Consider the following 16,164-nt stretch of genomic DNA (forward strand, 5'->3'; position numbering starts at 1 on the left):
TGCCTTCAACCGCTCGGCCACACTTCCTAAGTGCTGCGAACTATAAACATCCCCGGGCGTTGTGTAAAGCCTGAAGATGTTCGTTTGCGTGAAAAACAGCCAAATGGCATTCAATTGCCTGAAATATCGACGTAACGTTCAGATTATCAGCATAATCAGTGCTTAAGAATGTACATATCCTTGGTGTAGTAGAACCCCAACTTGTCGGAACTAAAGCCCCCTACCCACGGTTTCACCAGGTGGGTGCGCACGTAGTGATAGACAGGAATGGCCGGAACGTCCCGCGCCAGCAGATCTTCCGCCTGCTGGTAATATTCCCCACGCTTAGCGAGATCGGCGGTCTTAGCCGCGTTTTTCAGCGCGTCGTCATAGGCCGGATTCGTGTACTTGCTGGTGTTCTCGCTGTCGCCGGTGCGGAAATTATTGAGGAAGGAGGCCGCGTCGTCGTAGTCGGCAATCCACGCATAGCGAACCACATCGAAGTTACCGGTATGCATGGTATCGAGCATCGTTTTCCACTCCTGATTCTGCAGCTTCGCGTTGACGCCGAGATTCTTCTTCCACATTGAACTTGCGGCAATGGCGATGCGCTGGTGAGACTCAGAGGTGTTGTACAGCAGATTAAATGTAAGCGGATGGTCCGGACCAAAACCGGCTGCGGCCAGCAGCTTTTTGGCCTCCTCAATGCGCTTTTCCTTCGGCCAGCTGGCGTAGTCCGGGTTTTTAAGCGTAACGCCGCCGATGACAGGCTGGCTGATAAGCCACGCCGCGCGCTGCCCCTGGCCAAGCACTTTATCGGCAATAATGTCCTTGTCCAGAGCCAGGTTAAGCGCCATGCGCACGCGGGGATCGTTAAACGGGGCTTTGGTCGTATTGAATTCGTAGTAGTAGGTTGCCAGCTGCGGAAAGACTTTAAGTTCACTCCCCATCGTTTTCTTCAGTTGGGCAAACTGGTTGATAGGCACCGTATAAACGATATCGATTTCTCCGGCCTTATAGCGGTTTACGTCCGCCGTTTCGGACGCTATTGGCAGATAGGTGACCTTATTAATCACCGTATGCGCATTGTCCCAGTAGCGCAGATTGCGCTCGGCAACGATACGCTCGTTGACGACCCATTGGGTGGGCTTATAGGCGCCGCTGGTCACGATATGCGAAGGCTGAGTCCACTTATCGCCGAAGCGCTTCACGACGACCGGATCGATGGGCACCATCACATAGTGATCGAGCATCTGCAGCAGCGAGGCGTTGGGCTGCGTCAGCGTTATCTGCAGGGTCTGGTCATCCAGCGCCTTTACGCCGAGGCTGTCAGGCGCCATTTTGCCCTGACTGATTTCAGCGGCGTGGACAATGTGCATATTGGCAGGGTAGCTGGCGTAGGGGGATACGGTTTTGGGATCCACCAGCCGCTGCCAGCTCCAGACGATATCGTTGGCGGTAATAGCCGTGCCGTCTGACCAGGTGATGCCGGGTCGCAAATGGAAGGTCCAGACGGTGTTATCCTTCTGCTCCCACGTTTCTGCGAGTCTCGGCTCTATGGTGCCATCCGGGCGAACGGCCACCAGACCCTCGAAGATATCGCGGATGATGTTGCCCTCAACGTCGCTTTCAACTTTATGCGGATCAAGCGTGGCGGGCTCACTGCCGTTGTTCCTGACCAGCTCCTGTTTACCGGCAAGTTCGGTTCCCGGCGGAACCTCTGCGGCCAGCAGAGAGGTGGAGGCGAGCAGTCCCGCTGCCAGCAAGGTGAGCGTAATGCGATTGTGATGCAGTGATTTCATATCCTATGCCTTATTACTTTATTTATACTGGACACCGCCACCACTCTTAGCGGCGCAGGCAACAGAAGGCAATGATTTTCAACCACCTATAAGACGGCGATCTGATTCAGGCCCGTAAAATTGACAAACATCCTTAAAAGCAAATTATTTGCAGGATAATCATCTATTAAACCCGCAGAGGTATCGGTAAAGATGGGTAAAACCCCTCGTACTGTCTGAAAACTTTCATTATTCTCAGCGGTTATTACACCTGTCATCATAAGAGAGTGACTCATGGATCGTATTATTACATCGTCGCGTGACCGGTCATCGCTGCTGAGCACGCACAAAGTTTTGCGCAATACCTACTTCCTGCTCAGCCTGACGCTGGCGTTTTCTGCGATCACCGCCACGGCCAGCACCGTGCTGATGCTGCCCTCGCCGGGCCTGATCCTGACGCTGGTCGGGATGTACGGCCTGATGTTCCTGACCTATAAGCTGGCGAACAAACCTTCTGGGATCCTGGCCGCCTTCGCCTTCACCGGCTTTCTGGGTTATATCCTCGGCCCTATCCTCAATGCCTATCTGTCGGCGGGCATGGGCGATGTCATTGCCCTGGCGCTGGGCGGTACTGCGCTGGTCTTCTTCTGCTGCTCGGCCTACGTGCTGACCACCCGCAAAGACATGTCCTTCCTCGGCGGGATGCTGATGGCCGGGATCGTTGTGGTGCTGATTGGCATGGTGGCGAACATCTTCCTGCAGCTCCCTGCCCTCCATCTGGCGATCAGCGCGGTGTTTATCCTGATTTCGTCCGGGGCGATTCTGTTTGAGACCAGCAACATCATTCACGGCGGCGAAACCAACTACATCCGCGCCACCGTCAGCCTCTACGTGTCGCTGTACAACATCTTTGTCAGCCTGCTGAGCATTCTCGGCTTTGCCAGCCGCGATTAATTCGCGCCCGCGCTAAACCCCCAGGCTCCGCTTATGCGGGGCCTTCTTTTTTGCTACAATGCGGCGTTTTTGACAGATACCGTGAAGAAAAATGCTGAGTTTTGAAGGTAAAGAGATAGAGACAGATAACGAAGGTTATCTGAAAGAGAGCGGTCAGTGGAGCGAAGCGCTGGCGGTGGTGATTGCCGAAAAAGAGGCAATTACGCTCTCCGCTGAACACTGGGAAGTGGTGCGCTTCGTGCGCGACTTTTATCTGGAGTTCAACACCTCCCCCGCGATTCGCATGCTGGTAAAGGCCATGGCCAACAAGTTTGGCGAAGAGAAAGGCAACAGCCGCTACCTCTACCGCCTGTTCCCGAAAGGGCCGGCCAAACAGGCGACCAAAATTGCCGGCCTGCCCAAGCCGGCAAAGTGTATCTAGTAGCGAATATCGAAGCCGGTCGGGATATCCCCGGCCTGGCGCGGCTCGGTCACAACTTTATCAACCCTGGCGCTGCGCGGCCCGCCCGCCTTTAGCCAGCTAAGAAGCTTTTCGACCTCTTCGGCCCCGCCGCAGGCCAGCACCTCGACGCTGCCGTCATCGAGATTGCGCGCGTAGCCTGTCAGCCCCAGCCTCAGGGCCTCCTGGCGAGTGCTGTAGCGAAAGCCAACGCCCTGAACCCTGCCGTAAACCCATGCCATCGTACTGCTCTGTGCCATCATTATGCTCCCGTCCTGCCGCTTCGCGTTGCATTTCCCGCCTGACGTGGGAAAATGGCGCCCATTTTCATTGAATTGTCAGAATAGCAAATTATGAGCGTACGTTTAGTGTTGGCCAAAGGCCGCGAAAAATCCCTTCTTCGCCGCCATCCCTGGGTTTTCTCCGGCGCCGTGGCGCGTATGGAAGGCAAAGCTTCTCTCGGTGAAACCGTCGATATTGTAGATAGTCAGGGAAAATGGCTGGCCCGCGGCGCCTTCTCGCCCTCTTCGCAGATCCGCGCCAGGGTCTGGACCTTTGATAGCGATGAAGCCGTTGATATTGCCTTTTTTGAGCGTCGCCTGCGCCGGGCGCAGGCATGGCGCGACTGGCTGGCGGAAAAAGACGGGCTCGACAGCTATCGCCTGATCGCCGGTGAATCCGACGGCCTGCCGGGGGTCACCATCGACCGCTTCGGTCATTTTCTGGTGCTGCAGTTGCTCAGCGCGGGAGCAGAATATCAGCGCGCGGCGCTCGTCAGCGCCCTGCAGTCGCTCTATCCGCAGTGCGCCATCTACGACCGCAGCGACGTGGCCGTGCGCAAGAAAGAGGGTATGGCGCTGACGCAGGGTCCGGTAACCGGCGAGCTGCCGCCTGCCCTGCTGCCCATCGAAGAGCACGGCATGAAGCTGCTGGTGGATATTCAGGGCGGCCACAAAACCGGGTACTACCTCGATCAGCGCGACAGCCGGCTGGCGACGCGGCGCTACGTCGCCGATAAGCGGGTGCTGAACTGCTTCTCCTACACCGGCGGTTTTGCCGTATCGGCCCTGATCGGCGGCTGCCGCCAGGTGATCAGCGTCGATACCTCTCAGGAGGCGCTGGACGTGGCCCGTAAAAACGTCGAGCTGAACCAGCTGGATCTCAGCAAGGCTGAGTTCGTTCGCGACGACGTCTTTAAGCTGCTGCGCAAGTACCGCGACCAGGGCGAGAAGTTCGATGTCATCGTGATGGATCCGCCCAAGTTCGTGGAAAATAAAAACCAGCTGCAGGGCGCCTGCCGCGGCTACAAGGATATCAACATGCTCGCCATTCAGTTGCTGAATCCTGGCGGCGTGCTGCTGACCTTCTCCTGCTCCGGCCTGATGACCACGGATTTATTTCAGAAAATCATCGCCGATGCCGCTGTCGACGCCGGGCGTGATGTACAATTTATAGAGCAGTTCCGCCAGGCCGCCGACCATCCGGTGATCGCTACCTACCCGGAAGGACTCTATCTGAAAGGCTTTGCCTGCCGGGTTATGTGACTTGAAAAACAGAAGATCGCCTGCATATTGAACGTAAGCAATCTTTTTTCAGGAGGTGACTATGATGATTGCCAGCAAATTTGGTATTGGCCAGCAGGTGCGCCACTCGCTGCTGGGGTATCTGGGCGTTATTGTAGACATCGACCCGGAGTACTCGCTGGGGGCGCCCGACGCAGACGAGATCGCGGGTAACGACGCGCTGCGGGCGGCCCCCTGGTATCACGTTGTGATGGAAGACGACGACGGCCAGCCGGTTCACACCTACCTGGCCGAAGCCCAGCTGCGGGGCGAAGCGCACGACGAGCATCCCGAACAGCCTTCTATGGACGAACTGGCGCAAACCATCCGCCGGCAGCTGCAGGCGCCGCGGTTGCGTAATTAATAAAGCGCCATTCGTGGCGCTTTAATCCGCAGCCAGCTCCGCTTACCGGGCCAGCCCCAGGCGCGGTATTTCAATGGCCGGACACTTATCCATGACCACCTTGAGTCCCGCATCGCTGGCCAGCACGGCGGCCTGTTCATTAATGACCCCAAGCTGCATCCACAGCGTCTTCGCGCCGATGGCGATTGCCTCCTGCGCAACGCCCCACGCGACGTCGGAATTGCGGAAAACGTCCACCATATCGACTTTCTCCGGGATATCCGCAAGCGTTGCATACCCCTTCTGACCGAGCAGCGTGGTGCCGGCGACCTTCGGCGAGACCGGAATAACGCGGTATCCCTGATCGAGAAGATACTTCATGACCCGGTAGCTGGGGCGATCCGTCTTATCGCTGGCGCCCACCAGGGCGATAGTGCGGGTCTCATTCAAAATTTCAGCAATATCGTGTTGATTCATCTTTTCCTCCTGCTGTTTCGCAAAGTGTATGACAAACCGGCCATCCGACGCGCCCGCAACGCCAATACCATGACCTGACGCAGGATATTTTTAACCGAACGCCTTGCAGCACCGGCCGTATTCAGTAATCTGTCTGCATCTTACATTCGGGAATATACTATGGAATTCACTACCCGCACGCTCCCTGGCCGCAAGCACATTGCCCTGGTCGCGCACGATCACTGCAAACAGATGCTGAAAGGCTGGGTTGAGCGCCATCAGTCTCTGCTCTCTCAGCATATTCTTTTTGGCACCGGCACCACCGGTAACCTGGTATCGCTGGCAACCGGGCTTGAGGTCAACGCCATGCTCAGCGGCCCGATGGGCGGCGATCAGCAGGTTGGCGCCATGATCGCGGAAGGAAAAATCGACGTTATGATCTTCTTCTGGGATCCGCTAAACGCCGTGCCGCACGATCCGGACGTTAAGGCGCTGCTGCGTCTGGCGACGCTCTGGAATATCCCGGTCGCCACTAACGTCGCCACCGCCGATTTGCTGATTCAGTCCCCGAAATTCAGCGTCGAAATGGACGTGCAGATCCCGGACTACGAGCGCTACCTCGCAGCCCGCCTCAAATAAGCGCTCTCAGGGCTTGCGCGCCATCGGCACGCCGAGATCGCTCAGGATCCCGACAAAGGCCGATGGCTGCTCTTTGCTGTACAGCAGCCACACGCGGTGGCGCGCCCGGGTCAGAGCCACGTAGAGCAGGCGTCGCTCCTCGGCATCCGGATAATCCTCCGGCTGGGGCAGCAGCGCCGCCTCCATGACGGACTCGCGCGCGGGTGCCGGAAAAGCATCCTGCCCAGCCTGCAACCCCACAATGATAACGTAGTCGGCCTGCTGGCCCTTGCTGGCATGGATGGTCATAAAATCGATGCTGAGCTTCGGCCAGCGGGTTGCGGCTTTCTCCAGCGCCTGTGGTCTGAGGTGATGATAGCGTGCGAGGATAAGGATCCGCTGCTCGGGCTTTGCGTAACCGCTGAGCTTATCCAGCAGCGCATCCAGCTTGTCGTCCGGCAGCAGCGTTACCGCCTTCTTATCACCCGCCTGCAGGCTGTTTAACGGCTTGGCAAGCTGGTGAGGATTCTGCTGAATGAAGCCGTTGGCGATTTCGCCGATGCGCCCGTTAAAGCGATAGGTGGTATCGAGAGCGCAGCAGTCGCCCTCGCCAAAATAGTGGTTAAACGCCGTGGTCAGCGACAGCTGGGCGCCGCTGAAGCGATAGATTGCCTGCCAGTCGTCGCCGACGGCAAACAGCGTAGTCTGGGTATTCTGCTTGCGCAGAGCCGCCAGCAGCGCCGCCCGCTGCGGAGAGATGTCCTGAAACTCATCCACCAGAATATGTTTCCACGGACTGATAAAGCGCCCCTTCTCCAGGATGCTGATGGCCTGATGTATCAGCCCGGAGAAATCGACGGCGCCCTCTTCTTTCAGCGCCGTTTTCCACGCCTTCAGCAGCGGAGCCAGCAGTTTGACCCGCTTGCTGAACAGGTCGCGGATCTCTTCCGGGGCATCGGCAATCGCCCCGGCCTGGGAGCCGCCGTGCATACGCATCAGCGATACCCAGCGGTCAAGACGGCTGCCCATCCGGCGGACTATCTTTGGGTCCTGCCAGTAGTCGCCCTCCGGCACGTCCCATTCCATCTCTTCGTCAAGCCACTGCCGCCAGCCTTTCGCCTGGGCCTTTTTCTCGCTGCACTGCTGCTGCCAGCAGCCAACGAGCAGCGCCTGCCTGGCCGCAGCGTCATTTTCCAGCCGGCTTATCGCCGGCACCTTTTTGCTCCCCTGCTGGATAATGTGCAGCGCCAGGGCGTGAAAGGTTTTCGCGCCGATCTCATCGGTATGCAGGCGCTCGCGGATGCGGTCGTCCATCTCCTGAGCCGCCCTGCGTCCGAAAGCCAGCAGCAGGATCTGTTCCGCCGCCGCCTCGCCGCGGGCAAGCAGCCAGCCGGCCCGCGCCACCAGCACCGACGTTTTACCGCTGCCGGCGCCGGCCAGCACCAGCAGCGAGCGCTCGCCGTTCACCACCGCCCGGGCCTGGGCATCATTGAGCGGCGAGGACTCCACGGTTTTAAAAAAGTCGGCATACTGCGACAGCATAGCGTCAGTAAACGCCTGGTTATGCCTGAGGCGGCTGGACTCAACGTCTTCCAGCCAGGCCCGGCACTCGTGCCACGGCTCGCGGCAGTTTTCAAACGTATCGAGCCGGCTAACGGGAACGGGAAGCGCCTGCAGCGCGTGGAGGATTTTTTGCCGGATATCGGCCACCGCCCGGCGAGTCAGCCATTTTCCGCGCGCGCTGACGCTGGCGATTTCGGCCAGCTGCTGATTGAGCACGTCGGCGGCTATCGCGCTCATCTCTTCGCTCCACTGCTGCCAGCGGCTCTGCAGAAGATGATGAAAGCGCTGGGTGTCGGTCCACTCCGTGCCGTGCAGGCGCACCACTTTATCGTCGGGCAGAACAAACTCCAGCTCGCCCCATACCAGGCCGCGCCGGCAGTGGATCGCCGTCAGCTGATTGAAGGGGATCAGGTACTCGTGGCGATCGCCAGAGACTTTGACTCCCGCATTGAGAAGCTCTACGCGGTCGTAGGGATGCTGGGCCATGCGCTTGCCAAGCGCGGTTGCTCTTAGTTCCATGTTTTGCTAAATCCCGGAGTGACGCTGAATGCTGACAGTGTAACTGCCAGATATCAGGTGCTCCAGCCTAAAAATCCGATACAATTGGCAGGCCTTCTGTTTAACCGGACTGAATTGAGGTCACATGCGTACCGTTCTGAATATTTTGAATTTTGTTCTCGGTGGCTTCGCCACGACGCTCGGCTGGCTGCTGGCAACCGCCGTCAGCGTTGTGCTTATCGTCACCTGGCCGCTGACCCGCTCCTGCTGGGAAATCACCAAGCTCTCTTTTGTCCCCTTCGGCAACGAAGCTATCCACGTTGACGAGCTGAATCCGGCGGAAAGAAATAGCGTGATGAACGCCGGCGGCACGTTCCTCAATATCCTGTGGCTGGTGCTGTTCGGCTGGTGGCTTTGCCTGACCCATATCTTCGCCGGCATTGCGCAGTGCGTGACCATCATCGGTATCCCGGTGGGCATCGCTAACTTTAAAATTGCCGGCATTGCCCTGTGGCCGGTGGGGCGCCGGGTCGTTCCCGTCGAAGTCGCCAGGGCGGCGCGCGAAGCAAATGCCCGCGGCCGCTTTCAGTAATCGGGATCGTCGCTAAGCATGCTAAGCCCCCTGTTAAGACGCTACACCTGTAACAGTACCTGGCTTTATAATGCCAGAATCTTTATGGCGTTATGCGGTACGACCGCCCTGCCCTGGTGGCTGGGCGACGTTAAGCTGACCATACCGCTGACGCTTGGGGTCGTGGCCGCCGCGCTCACCGACCTGGACGACAGGCTGAGCGGGCGGTTGCGCAACCTGATCATCACGCTGGTCTGTTTTTTTATCGCCTCAGCCTCTGTTGAGCTGCTGTTTCCCTGGCCCTGGGCCTTTGCGCTGGGCCTCACCCTCTCAACCAGCGGGTTTATTCTGCTCGGCGGCCTCGGCCAGCGCTACGCGACCATCGCGTTTGGTGCCCTGCTCATCGCCATCTATACCATGCTCGGCGTGTCGCTTTACGCACACTGGTACCAGCAGCCCGTTCTGCTGATTGCCGGAGCGGTGTGGTACAACCTGCTGACCCTTATCGGACATCTGATCTTTCCGATCCGCCCCCTGCAGGATAATCTCGCCCGCAGCTACGACCAGCTGGCGCGCTATCTGGAGCTGAAGTCGCGGCTTTTCGATCCGGATATTGAAGAGGACGGTCAGGCGCCGCTCTACGAGCTTGCTATCGCCAACGGCCAGCTGGTAGCGACGCTCAATCAGACAAAAGCCTCGCTGCTTACGCGCCTGCGGGGCGATCGCGGCCAGCGCAATACCCGCCGCACCCTGCACTACTACTTTGTGGCGCAGGATATCCACGAGCGCGCCAGCTCCTCGCACGTTCAGTATCAGCCGCTGCGCGACGCGTTTCGCTACAGCGATATCATGTTCCGCTTCCAGCGGCTGCTGTCGATGCAGGCGCAGGCCTGTCAGCAGCTGTCGCGCGCTATTTTGCTCAGAACGCCCTATCAGCACGATGCTCACTTTGAGCGGGCATTCTCCCACCTTGAGGCCGCGCTCGAGCGGATTGCCGCCGCCGGGGCGGACGGCGAGCAGCGCAAGGCGCTGGGATTTTTACTTAATAATTTGCGCGCCATTGATGCCCAACTGGCGACTATTGAGTCCGAGCAGCAGCTAGCTCTGCCGCAAAGCGTCAGCGAGACCCAGCTTGCCGACGATCGCCTGCTGGGCTTCAGCGACATCTGGCTGCGGCTCAGCCGGAATATTACGCCAGAGTCGGCGCTGTTTCGCCACGCGGTGCGGATGTCGCTGGTGCTCTGCGCGGGCTACACCTTTATTCAGTTCACCGGCCTGCAGCACGGCTACTGGATTTTGCTGACCAGCCTGTTTGTCTGTCAGCCTAACTACAACGCTACGCGCCACCGGCTGGCGCTGCGAGTCATCGGCACGCTGATTGGCGTCGCGGTCGGGCTCCCGGTACTGCTGCTGGTGCCCTCCGTCGAGGGCCAACTGCTGCTGATCGTGCTCACCGGCGTGCTGTTCTTTGCCTTTCGCAACATTCAGTACGCGCACGCCACGATGTTTATTACTTTACTGGTGCTGCTCTGCTTTAACCTGCTGGGTGAAGGCTTTGAGGTGGCCCTGCCGCGTATTTTCGACACGCTGATAGGCTGCCTTATCGCCTGGGCCGCGGTGAGCTTTATCTGGCCCGACTGGAAGTTCCGCAATCTTCCCATCGTGCTGAACCGGGCGATCGACGCTAACTGCCGCTACCTGGATGCGATCCTCGAACAGTATCACCAGGGGCGGGATAACCGACTGGCATACCGCATTGCCCGACGCGACGCTTACAACCGCGATGCGGAACTGGCGTCTGTAGTATCGAATCTGTCCACGGAGCCGCACGCTACGGGCGAGATGCGGGAAGTCGCCTTCCGGCTGCTGTGCCTGAACCACACCTTTACCAGCTATATTTCGGCGCTGGGGGCGCACAGGGAGAAGTTAAGCGATACCACAATATTGAACCTCCTCGACGATGCGGTCTGCTACGTGGATGATGCATTTCATCATCCACGCGATAGCGAAACGCGCGTACAGTCCGCGCTGGCGGAATTACTGGTTCGTATTCGCACCATTGAGCCGGGCTCAGAGTCAAAAGCGCCGCTGGTGCTTCAGCAGTTGGGGCTGATGCTCAGCCTTCTGCCGGAGATTTGCCGTCTTCAGCAGCAGGTGCTTCCCGCGGCTGAATAAATGGCCGCCCCTCTGCCAGCATCTTCGCCCAGTCGAGGAGATGCTGGCGCCTTGCCTCGGGGATCCGCGCCGAGTGCATGCCGGTAATCGCCCCCTCCAGCGCCAGCAGTACGCTGGCGCTGAGGTTTTTTCGGATCCGGCGCAGGCGATACCACGCTGCCGCCGCGCCCAGCGCTTGCAGCATCTTTTCGTCCACAATCCCGGCTTCAAGCAGCAGCACCTCAAGCGACCAGGTAATATTCGGCAGACTTCGCAGTCCTCGCCGCACGTGCCGCTTAGACTTGTCTTTTTGCGCTTTCTCCAGCGCCAGCGCAGAGAGGCTCAGCAGCAGCGGCCTGTTACGCCATAATTCATCATCCACCAGATAGTAATTCAGCGACACGGCTCTCCCCCGCCGGTTAAAGGTTAACAGTTTATCTGGCCGCGAGACGTGATAGGCCGCGCTCTGCTCACAGGCCCGCAGGTAGAGCTTGCCCTCCATCACCATTGCAAATACCGTATCGTCGATAGAGAGGCTATATCCACCGAACAGCGCGCGGTGCTGCACATCACCCAGCGATGACAAACATTCCACAGACTTATTGATCCTGCCGTAAGATATACTTTTCATGATTATTCCCTTTAATCATGTACATAGAAGTAAAACGCTATAGAGGAACCCCTCACGAGGAAAATAAGTAACTTCCCCTGATGGGGCAAGTGTAAGTTGCGCTGCGGCAGCGGTAAGCCGCAAATTTGCGAGTCGCTTTCAGAAAATGAGGTTGATCTTTAGTCTGCCTGGGTATACTGTACATACATACAGTAACACACAAGGCGGGACACATTATGTACACTTCAGGTCAGGCAAATCGCATCGCTATGCCACCAGCCGTAGCGGCTCACGGGGCACAGGACCACGCTACCGGGCTTATCAGTGAAGTGCTTTATCGTGCGGATCGGCCAATGATGACTCAACTTCTTCTGCTACCTTTATTGCAGCAGCTGGGTCAGCAATCTCGCTGGCAGCTGTGGCTCACCCCACAGCAGAAGCTGAGCCGCCAGTGGGTAGAAGCTTCCGGCCTCCCCCTGTCAAAGGTAATGCAGGTGAGTCAAATGGCTTCGGAAAATACACTGGACTCGATGATACGCGCGCTGCGTACAGGTAATTACAGCGTCGTGATTGCCTGGGTATCAGACTCCTTAACGGAAGAGGAGCATCTTCGGCTGGCCAGTGCCGCGGAAGAAGGCAGCGCCGTAGGTTTCATAATGCGTCCAATTGCGACAGCCCCACTTTCCGCCAGACAGCAATTTGGCCAAAAAATTCACACAAATTTGTTTCATTGAGTTAATTTAGGAGTTTTCCTGGACTTTTTTTTGCGGCCATCACAACCCTTTATTCTGTGATGCCTTTTTTCTGAGAAGGCTTGTGCCGCGCGGCTTCCAGCATAATGTGCCGAACAAAAATTCAACATAAATGTTAAATAATGTGTATACAACCCCTTTTTTTTCATATGCCTGACAGAGTTCACACTTGTAAGTTTCTAAGTACGTTGTAGACTTTACATCGCCAGGGGTGATCGGCTTAAGCCGAAATGTCGGCGTACCAATCTATATTAGGTCACGCCCCGGGTGAAGGATTTAACCGTGAACTCCTAGATGGACTTTCATGGCGATTTTTGGATGATAACGAGGCGCAAAAAATGAAAAAGACAGCTATCGCGATTGCAGTGGCACTGGCTGGCTTCGCTACCGTAGCGCAGGCCGCTCCGAAAGATAACACCTGGTATGCTGGTGGTAAACTGGGCTGGTCTCAGTATCACGATACTGGATTCATCAACAACAACGGTCCGACCCACGAAAATCAGCTGGGTGCAGGTGCCTACGGTGGTTACCAGGTAAACCCGTACGTTGGTTTTGAACTGGGCTACGACTGGCTGGGCCGTATGGAATACAAAGGTAACTACGCTAACGGCGGCCAGAACGGTGCTTATAAAGCTCAGGGCGTTCAGCTGACCACTAAACTTAGCTACCCGGTTATGGACGATCTGGACATCTACACCCGTCTGGGCGGCATGGTATACCGTGCTGACACCACTTCCAACAGCGCAACAGGTCGTCATAAAGACCACGACACTGGTGTAGCACCGGTCTTCGCTGGTGGTGTTGAATATGCAATCACCCCGCAGATCGCTACCCGTCTGGAATACCAGTGGACCAACAACATCGGTGACCATAGCGAAATCGGTACTCGCCCGGACAACGGCATGCTGAGCGTAGGTGTTTCCTACCGTTTCGGTCAGGACGAAGCTCCGGCTCCGATCCCGGCTCCGGCACCGGCTCCGGAAGTACAGACCAAGCACTTCACTCTGAAGTCTGATGTTCTGTTCAACTTCAACAAATCTACCCTGAAGCCGGAAGGCCAGCAGGCACTGGATCAGCTGTACACCCAGCTGAGCAACATCGACCCGAAAGATGGCTCCGTCGTCGTTCTGGGCTTCACTGACCGTATCGGTTCCGACGCTTACAACCAGGGTCTGTCCGAGAAACGTGCTCAGTCTGTTGTTGACTACCTGGTATCTAAAGGTATCCCGTCTAACAAGATCTCTGCACGCGGTATGGGTGAATCCAACCCGACCACCGGTAACACCTGTGACAACGTGAAAGCGCGCGCTGCGCTGATCGACTGCCTGGCACCGGATCGTCGCGTAGAAATCGAAGTTAAAGGTCTGAAAGACGTTGTAACTCAGCCGCAGGCTTAAGTTCATCTCTTCAGATATAAAAAAACCCCGCTCTGCGGGGTTTTTTATTGCCTGAAACAGCTATTTTTTGCCCAGCATCGCCTGCAAATCCTGCTTGAGCGTGCTCATCTTGCTGGCGTACTTCTCTTTATTTTCCGCATCTTCAATCAGCTTGACGATAGTTTCTGAAAGCGTTATTCCCCGGCGCTGCGCCAGGCCCGCCAGGCGTTGCCAGACCATAAATTCCAGGTCAATGGACTTCTTACGCGTATGCTGGTGCTCGGCATTAAAATGGCGTTTACGACGGGCGCGGATTGTCTGCTTCATGCGGTTAAGCAGGGCCGGGTTCATATGCTCAGCGATCCAGTCATTGACCTGTACCGGCTTATTTTCAAGAGTCAGCAACGCGTCTACCGCCTCACGGGCAGCGCTGGTTTCAATGTAGCGGGTAATCAGCTCGCCTTCGCGATGCTTTTTCACCAGATACTTCCATTTCCAGCCGCTTTCAAGGTTTTCCAGTTGTTGATATTTCATTGCGATCCCGATGTGACCGTGTAACCCCATTCAGGATAACAGGTTTTCCTTAATCTGCTGATAAGAAATCTGCCCGTGCCGATGCCAGTAACATGCCCGCTAATCAACGTGTGCTCAATGGCAGGTTAAGGTATAATCGCGGGTTTTACATCTGACAAAAAACAGCGACTTTGACCACGACTAAACTTTTACGGCGCGATATTGCTCCTGACACCGGGGCGTTTCAGGCGCTGTTTACCCAGCCTGATTTGGCCGCCGAATCCGATTCCCTCGCGGGCGACCTGCAGCCGCGCCTGCACTATGCCCTTGAACAATTATTCTATCCGCAGAGTATCGCCGATCTTCTTCTGATAAAAGCCCCGGAAGAGCCGGACTACCTTAATTTGCTGTCAGGGTACGTGGATAAACTGCGTCAATCGGGCGCCAGCCTCTCTGGCGTCAGCTATCTCACGGACGGCGAACGCATCGAAATGCGGCCCGCGCAGCAGCCCAGCGACAATTTTGCCAGCAGCGGCCCCGTCGTTCAGGCCGACTGGGTTGAGCCAGAACAGCTCTTTGGCTGCCTGCGCCAGTTTAACGACAAGATAACCCTTGAAGCGGGTCTGGTACACAAGGCCAACGGCGGCGTACTGATCCTCTCCCTGCGCGCCCTGCTGGCGCAGCCGCTGATGCTGATGCGGCTGAAGAGTATCCTTACCCGCGGCCGCTTTGACTGGCTCTCCTGGGACGAATCGCGCCCGCTGCCGGTCTCCGTACCGTCCATGCCGCTCTCCTTTAAGCTTATCCTGCTGGGCGATCGCGACGCGCTGGCCGATTTCCAGGAAATGGAGCCGGAGCTGGCCGAAGGTGCGCTATACAGTGAATATGAAGACAATCTGCAGGTTGTTGATGAAGATGACCTGAAGCGCTGGTGCCAGTGGGTGTGGCAGGCCGCGCGCGCGCTTTCGCTTCCGGGGCCTGATGCCGACGCCTGGCTGCCCCTCATTCAGGAAGCCGCGCGCTATACCGGCGACCAGCAGACGCTCCCCCTCTCTCCGCTTTGGCTGGGCCGCCAGCTTCGCGAAGCCGCCGCCTTTTGTGAAGGCGAGCGCTTCAGCGCGGAGCAGCTGTTAACGATGCTTGCCCAGCGCCAGTGGCGCGAAGGCTACCTGGCTGAACGTATGCAGGATGAGATCCTGCTCGATCAGATCCTGATTGAAACCGACGGTGAACAGATCGGCCAGATTAACGCCCTGTCGGTGATCGAATTTCCCGGCCATCCGCGCGCCTTTGGCGAACCGTCGCGCATCAGCTGCGTGGTCCATTTCGGCGACGGGGAGTTCATGGACATTGAGCGCAAGGCCGAACTCGGCGGCAATATCCACGCCAAGGGAATGATGATCATGCAGGCGTTCCTGATGGCGGAGCTTGGCCTCGACCAGCAGCTCCCCTTCTCCGCCTCGCTCACCTTCGAGCAGTCCTACAGCGAAGTGGACGGCGATAGCGCCTCCATGGCTGAGCTGTGCGTGCTGGTCAGCGCGCTGGCGCAGGTCCCGATCAACCAGAGCCTGGCAATCACCGGCTCCGTCGATCAGTTTGGCCGCACGCAGCCGGTCGGCGGGCTGAATGAAAAAATTGAGGGCTTCTTTGCCATTTGCCAGCAGCGCGGCCTGACGGGCAAACAGGGCGTGATCATTCCGGCGGCTAACGTACGCCACCTCAGCCTCTCTCAGGAGGTTCAGCAGGCCGTGGAGGCCGGTGAATTCAGCCTCTGGGCCATTGATGATGTTGCCGATGCATTACAGTTACTGACCGGTCTCGCCTGGGATGGCGAAGGTCAAACTACCCTGCTGCAGACTATTCAGGAACGAATCGCTCAGGCGAATCAGCAGGAAGACCGTCATCGCCCGTGGGCGCTGCGCTGGCTGAACTTGTTTGGTGCAAACTGATCGGACTTGTTCAGCGTACACGTGTTAGCTATCCTGCGACGCGAAC

General features: G+C 57.5%; 16 protein-coding genes. 10 read left to right on the forward strand and 6 right to left on the reverse strand.

The features are described from left to right. Positions 1 to 155: 155 nt before the first annotated feature. Positions 156 to 1,781 carry an ABC transporter substrate-binding protein gene (locus tag ENGE1_RS14740; protein WP_043084725.1) on the reverse strand — a complete coding sequence of 542 codons (1,626 nt, stop codon included), beginning with the start codon at positions 1,779 to 1,781 and terminating at the stop codon, positions 156 to 158. A gap of 273 nt (positions 1,782 to 2,054) precedes the next feature. On the opposite strand from ENGE1_RS14740, the gene yccA reads away from it, so the two are divergent. Both yccA and tusE read left to right on the forward strand, forming a co-directional pair. After that, positions 2,055 to 2,714: an FtsH protease modulator YccA gene (gene yccA, locus ENGE1_RS14745; RefSeq protein WP_043084726.1), complete on the forward strand. Its 660-nt coding sequence runs from the start codon at positions 2,055 to 2,057 to the stop codon at positions 2,712 to 2,714. A gap of 91 nt (positions 2,715 to 2,805) precedes the next feature. Continuing rightward, complete coding sequence (tusE, locus tag ENGE1_RS14750; RefSeq protein WP_045287973.1) at positions 2,806 to 3,135, forward strand: sulfurtransferase TusE; 330 nt, start codon at positions 2,806 to 2,808, stop codon at positions 3,133 to 3,135. On the opposite strand, the gene yccX is transcribed toward tusE, so the two are convergent. Then, the gene (gene yccX / locus ENGE1_RS14755; RefSeq protein WP_043086675.1) at positions 3,132 to 3,413 is read right to left on the reverse strand and encodes an acylphosphatase; all 282 of its coding nucleotides are present in this window, start codon (positions 3,411 to 3,413) and stop codon (positions 3,132 to 3,134) included. The genes tusE and yccX overlap by 4 nt on opposite strands. A gap of 93 nt (positions 3,414 to 3,506) precedes the next feature. Between yccX and rlmI the strand changes: the two genes are divergently transcribed. Then, entirely contained in the window at positions 3,507 to 4,697 is a 1,191-nt protein-coding gene (gene rlmI / locus ENGE1_RS14760) for a 23S rRNA (cytosine(1962)-C(5))-methyltransferase RlmI (protein ID WP_045287974.1), read from the forward strand. 64 nt (positions 4,698 to 4,761) lie between these two features. Continuing rightward, entirely contained in the window at positions 4,762 to 5,079 is a 318-nt protein-coding gene (hspQ, locus tag ENGE1_RS14765) for a heat shock protein HspQ (protein WP_043086676.1), read from the forward strand. 42 nt (positions 5,080 to 5,121) lie between these two features. On the opposite strand, the gene ENGE1_RS14770 is transcribed toward hspQ, so the two are convergent. Continuing rightward, positions 5,122 to 5,535: a CoA-binding protein gene (locus tag ENGE1_RS14770; protein ID WP_048252412.1), complete on the reverse strand. Its 414-nt coding sequence runs from the start codon at positions 5,533 to 5,535 to the stop codon at positions 5,122 to 5,124. Between the two features lie 159 nt (positions 5,536 to 5,694). Here ENGE1_RS14770 and mgsA point away from each other — a divergent pair, with 159 nt between their 5' ends. After that, the gene (gene mgsA, locus ENGE1_RS14775; protein WP_043084730.1) at positions 5,695 to 6,153 is read left to right on the forward strand and encodes a methylglyoxal synthase; all 459 of its coding nucleotides are present in this window, start codon (positions 5,695 to 5,697) and stop codon (positions 6,151 to 6,153) included. A gap of 6 nt (positions 6,154 to 6,159) precedes the next feature. Here the strand turns inward: mgsA and helD are convergent, their stop codons facing one another. Then, positions 6,160 to 8,214, reverse strand: a complete 2,055-nt coding sequence (helD, locus tag ENGE1_RS14780) for a DNA helicase IV (protein WP_048252411.1) — start codon at positions 8,212 to 8,214, stop codon at positions 6,160 to 6,162. A 124-nt stretch (positions 8,215 to 8,338) separates the two neighbouring features. Here helD and ENGE1_RS14785 point away from each other — a divergent pair, with 124 nt between their 5' ends. Together ENGE1_RS14785 and yccS are read left to right on the forward strand one after the other, a co-directional pair. Continuing rightward, entirely contained in the window at positions 8,339 to 8,785 is a 447-nt protein-coding gene (locus tag ENGE1_RS14785; RefSeq protein WP_045287976.1) for a YccF domain-containing protein, read from the forward strand. A gap of 18 nt (positions 8,786 to 8,803) precedes the next feature. Continuing rightward, the gene (gene yccS / locus ENGE1_RS14790) at positions 8,804 to 10,939 is read left to right on the forward strand and encodes a YccS family putative transporter (RefSeq protein ID WP_048252410.1); all 2,136 of its coding nucleotides are present in this window, start codon (positions 8,804 to 8,806) and stop codon (positions 10,937 to 10,939) included. Here the strand turns inward: yccS and ENGE1_RS14795 are convergent. Next, positions 10,881 to 11,549, reverse strand: coding sequence for a TfoX/Sxy family DNA transformation protein (locus ENGE1_RS14795; protein WP_043084735.1), 669 nt, complete (start codon positions 11,547 to 11,549; stop codon positions 10,881 to 10,883). The two genes, yccS and ENGE1_RS14795, sit on opposite strands and share 59 nt — an antisense overlap. A 215-nt stretch (positions 11,550 to 11,764) precedes the next feature. Between ENGE1_RS14795 and sulA the strand changes: the two genes are divergently transcribed. Together sulA and ompA are read left to right on the forward strand one after the other, a co-directional pair. Further along, complete coding sequence (gene sulA, locus ENGE1_RS14800; protein ID WP_043084736.1) at positions 11,765 to 12,262, forward strand: SOS-induced cell division inhibitor SulA; 498 nt, start codon at positions 11,765 to 11,767, stop codon at positions 12,260 to 12,262. A 356-nt stretch (positions 12,263 to 12,618) separates the two neighbouring features. Further along, the gene (ompA, locus tag ENGE1_RS14805; protein WP_048252738.1) at positions 12,619 to 13,677 is read left to right on the forward strand and encodes a porin OmpA; all 1,059 of its coding nucleotides are present in this window, start codon (positions 12,619 to 12,621) and stop codon (positions 13,675 to 13,677) included. 60 nt (positions 13,678 to 13,737) lie between these two features. Here the strand turns inward: ompA and matP are convergent, their stop codons facing one another. Continuing rightward, positions 13,738 to 14,190: a macrodomain Ter protein MatP gene (gene matP / locus ENGE1_RS14810; protein ID WP_043086677.1), complete on the reverse strand. Its 453-nt coding sequence runs from the start codon at positions 14,188 to 14,190 to the stop codon at positions 13,738 to 13,740. Between the two features lie 170 nt (positions 14,191 to 14,360). Here matP and ENGE1_RS14815 point away from each other — a divergent pair, with 170 nt between their 5' ends. Then, positions 14,361 to 16,118: an AAA family ATPase gene (locus tag ENGE1_RS14815; protein WP_048252408.1), complete on the forward strand. Its 1,758-nt coding sequence runs from the start codon at positions 14,361 to 14,363 to the stop codon at positions 16,116 to 16,118. Positions 16,119 to 16,164 lie beyond the last annotated feature (46 nt).

Source organism: Pluralibacter gergoviae ATCC 33028 = NBRC 105706 (assembly GCF_001598855.1).
In the GTDB taxonomy this organism is placed as follows: domain Bacteria; phylum Pseudomonadota; class Gammaproteobacteria; order Enterobacterales; family Enterobacteriaceae; genus Pluralibacter; species Pluralibacter gergoviae.

Bases quoted from the DNA above. Each gene is read 5' to 3' on its own strand.
- ENGE1_RS14740 (WP_043084725.1), bottom strand. From the start codon at position 1,781: ATGAAATCACTGCATCACAATCGCATTACGCTCACCTTGCTGGCAGCG.
- ENGE1_RS14770 (WP_048252412.1), bottom strand. From the start codon at position 5,535: ATGAATCAACACGATATTGCTGAAATTTTGAATGAGACCCGCACTATC.
- helD (WP_048252411.1), bottom strand. From the start codon at position 8,214: ATGGAACTAAGAGCAACCGCGCTTGGCAAGCGCATGGCCCAGCATCCC.
- tusE (WP_045287973.1), top strand. From the start codon at position 2,806: ATGCTGAGTTTTGAAGGTAAAGAGATAGAGACAGATAACGAAGGTTAT.
- yccS (WP_048252410.1), top strand. From the start codon at position 8,804: ATGCTAAGCCCCCTGTTAAGACGCTACACCTGTAACAGTACCTGGCTT.
- mgsA (WP_043084730.1), top strand. From the start codon at position 5,695: ATGGAATTCACTACCCGCACGCTCCCTGGCCGCAAGCACATTGCCCTG.
- rlmI (WP_045287974.1), top strand. From the start codon at position 3,507: ATGAGCGTACGTTTAGTGTTGGCCAAAGGCCGCGAAAAATCCCTTCTT.
- ENGE1_RS14795 (WP_043084735.1), bottom strand. From the start codon at position 11,549: ATGAAAAGTATATCTTACGGCAGGATCAATAAGTCTGTGGAATGTTTG.
- ompA (WP_048252738.1), top strand. From the start codon at position 12,619: ATGAAAAAGACAGCTATCGCGATTGCAGTGGCACTGGCTGGCTTCGCT.
- sulA (WP_043084736.1), top strand. From the start codon at position 11,765: ATGTACACTTCAGGTCAGGCAAATCGCATCGCTATGCCACCAGCCGTA.
- hspQ (WP_043086676.1), top strand. From the start codon at position 4,762: ATGATTGCCAGCAAATTTGGTATTGGCCAGCAGGTGCGCCACTCGCTG.
- yccX (WP_043086675.1), bottom strand. From the start codon at position 3,413: ATGGCACAGAGCAGTACGATGGCATGGGTTTACGGCAGGGTTCAGGGC.
- matP (WP_043086677.1), bottom strand. From the start codon at position 14,190: ATGAAATATCAACAACTGGAAAACCTTGAAAGCGGCTGGAAATGGAAG.
- yccA (WP_043084726.1), top strand. From the start codon at position 2,055: ATGGATCGTATTATTACATCGTCGCGTGACCGGTCATCGCTGCTGAGC.
- ENGE1_RS14785 (WP_045287976.1), top strand. From the start codon at position 8,339: ATGCGTACCGTTCTGAATATTTTGAATTTTGTTCTCGGTGGCTTCGCC.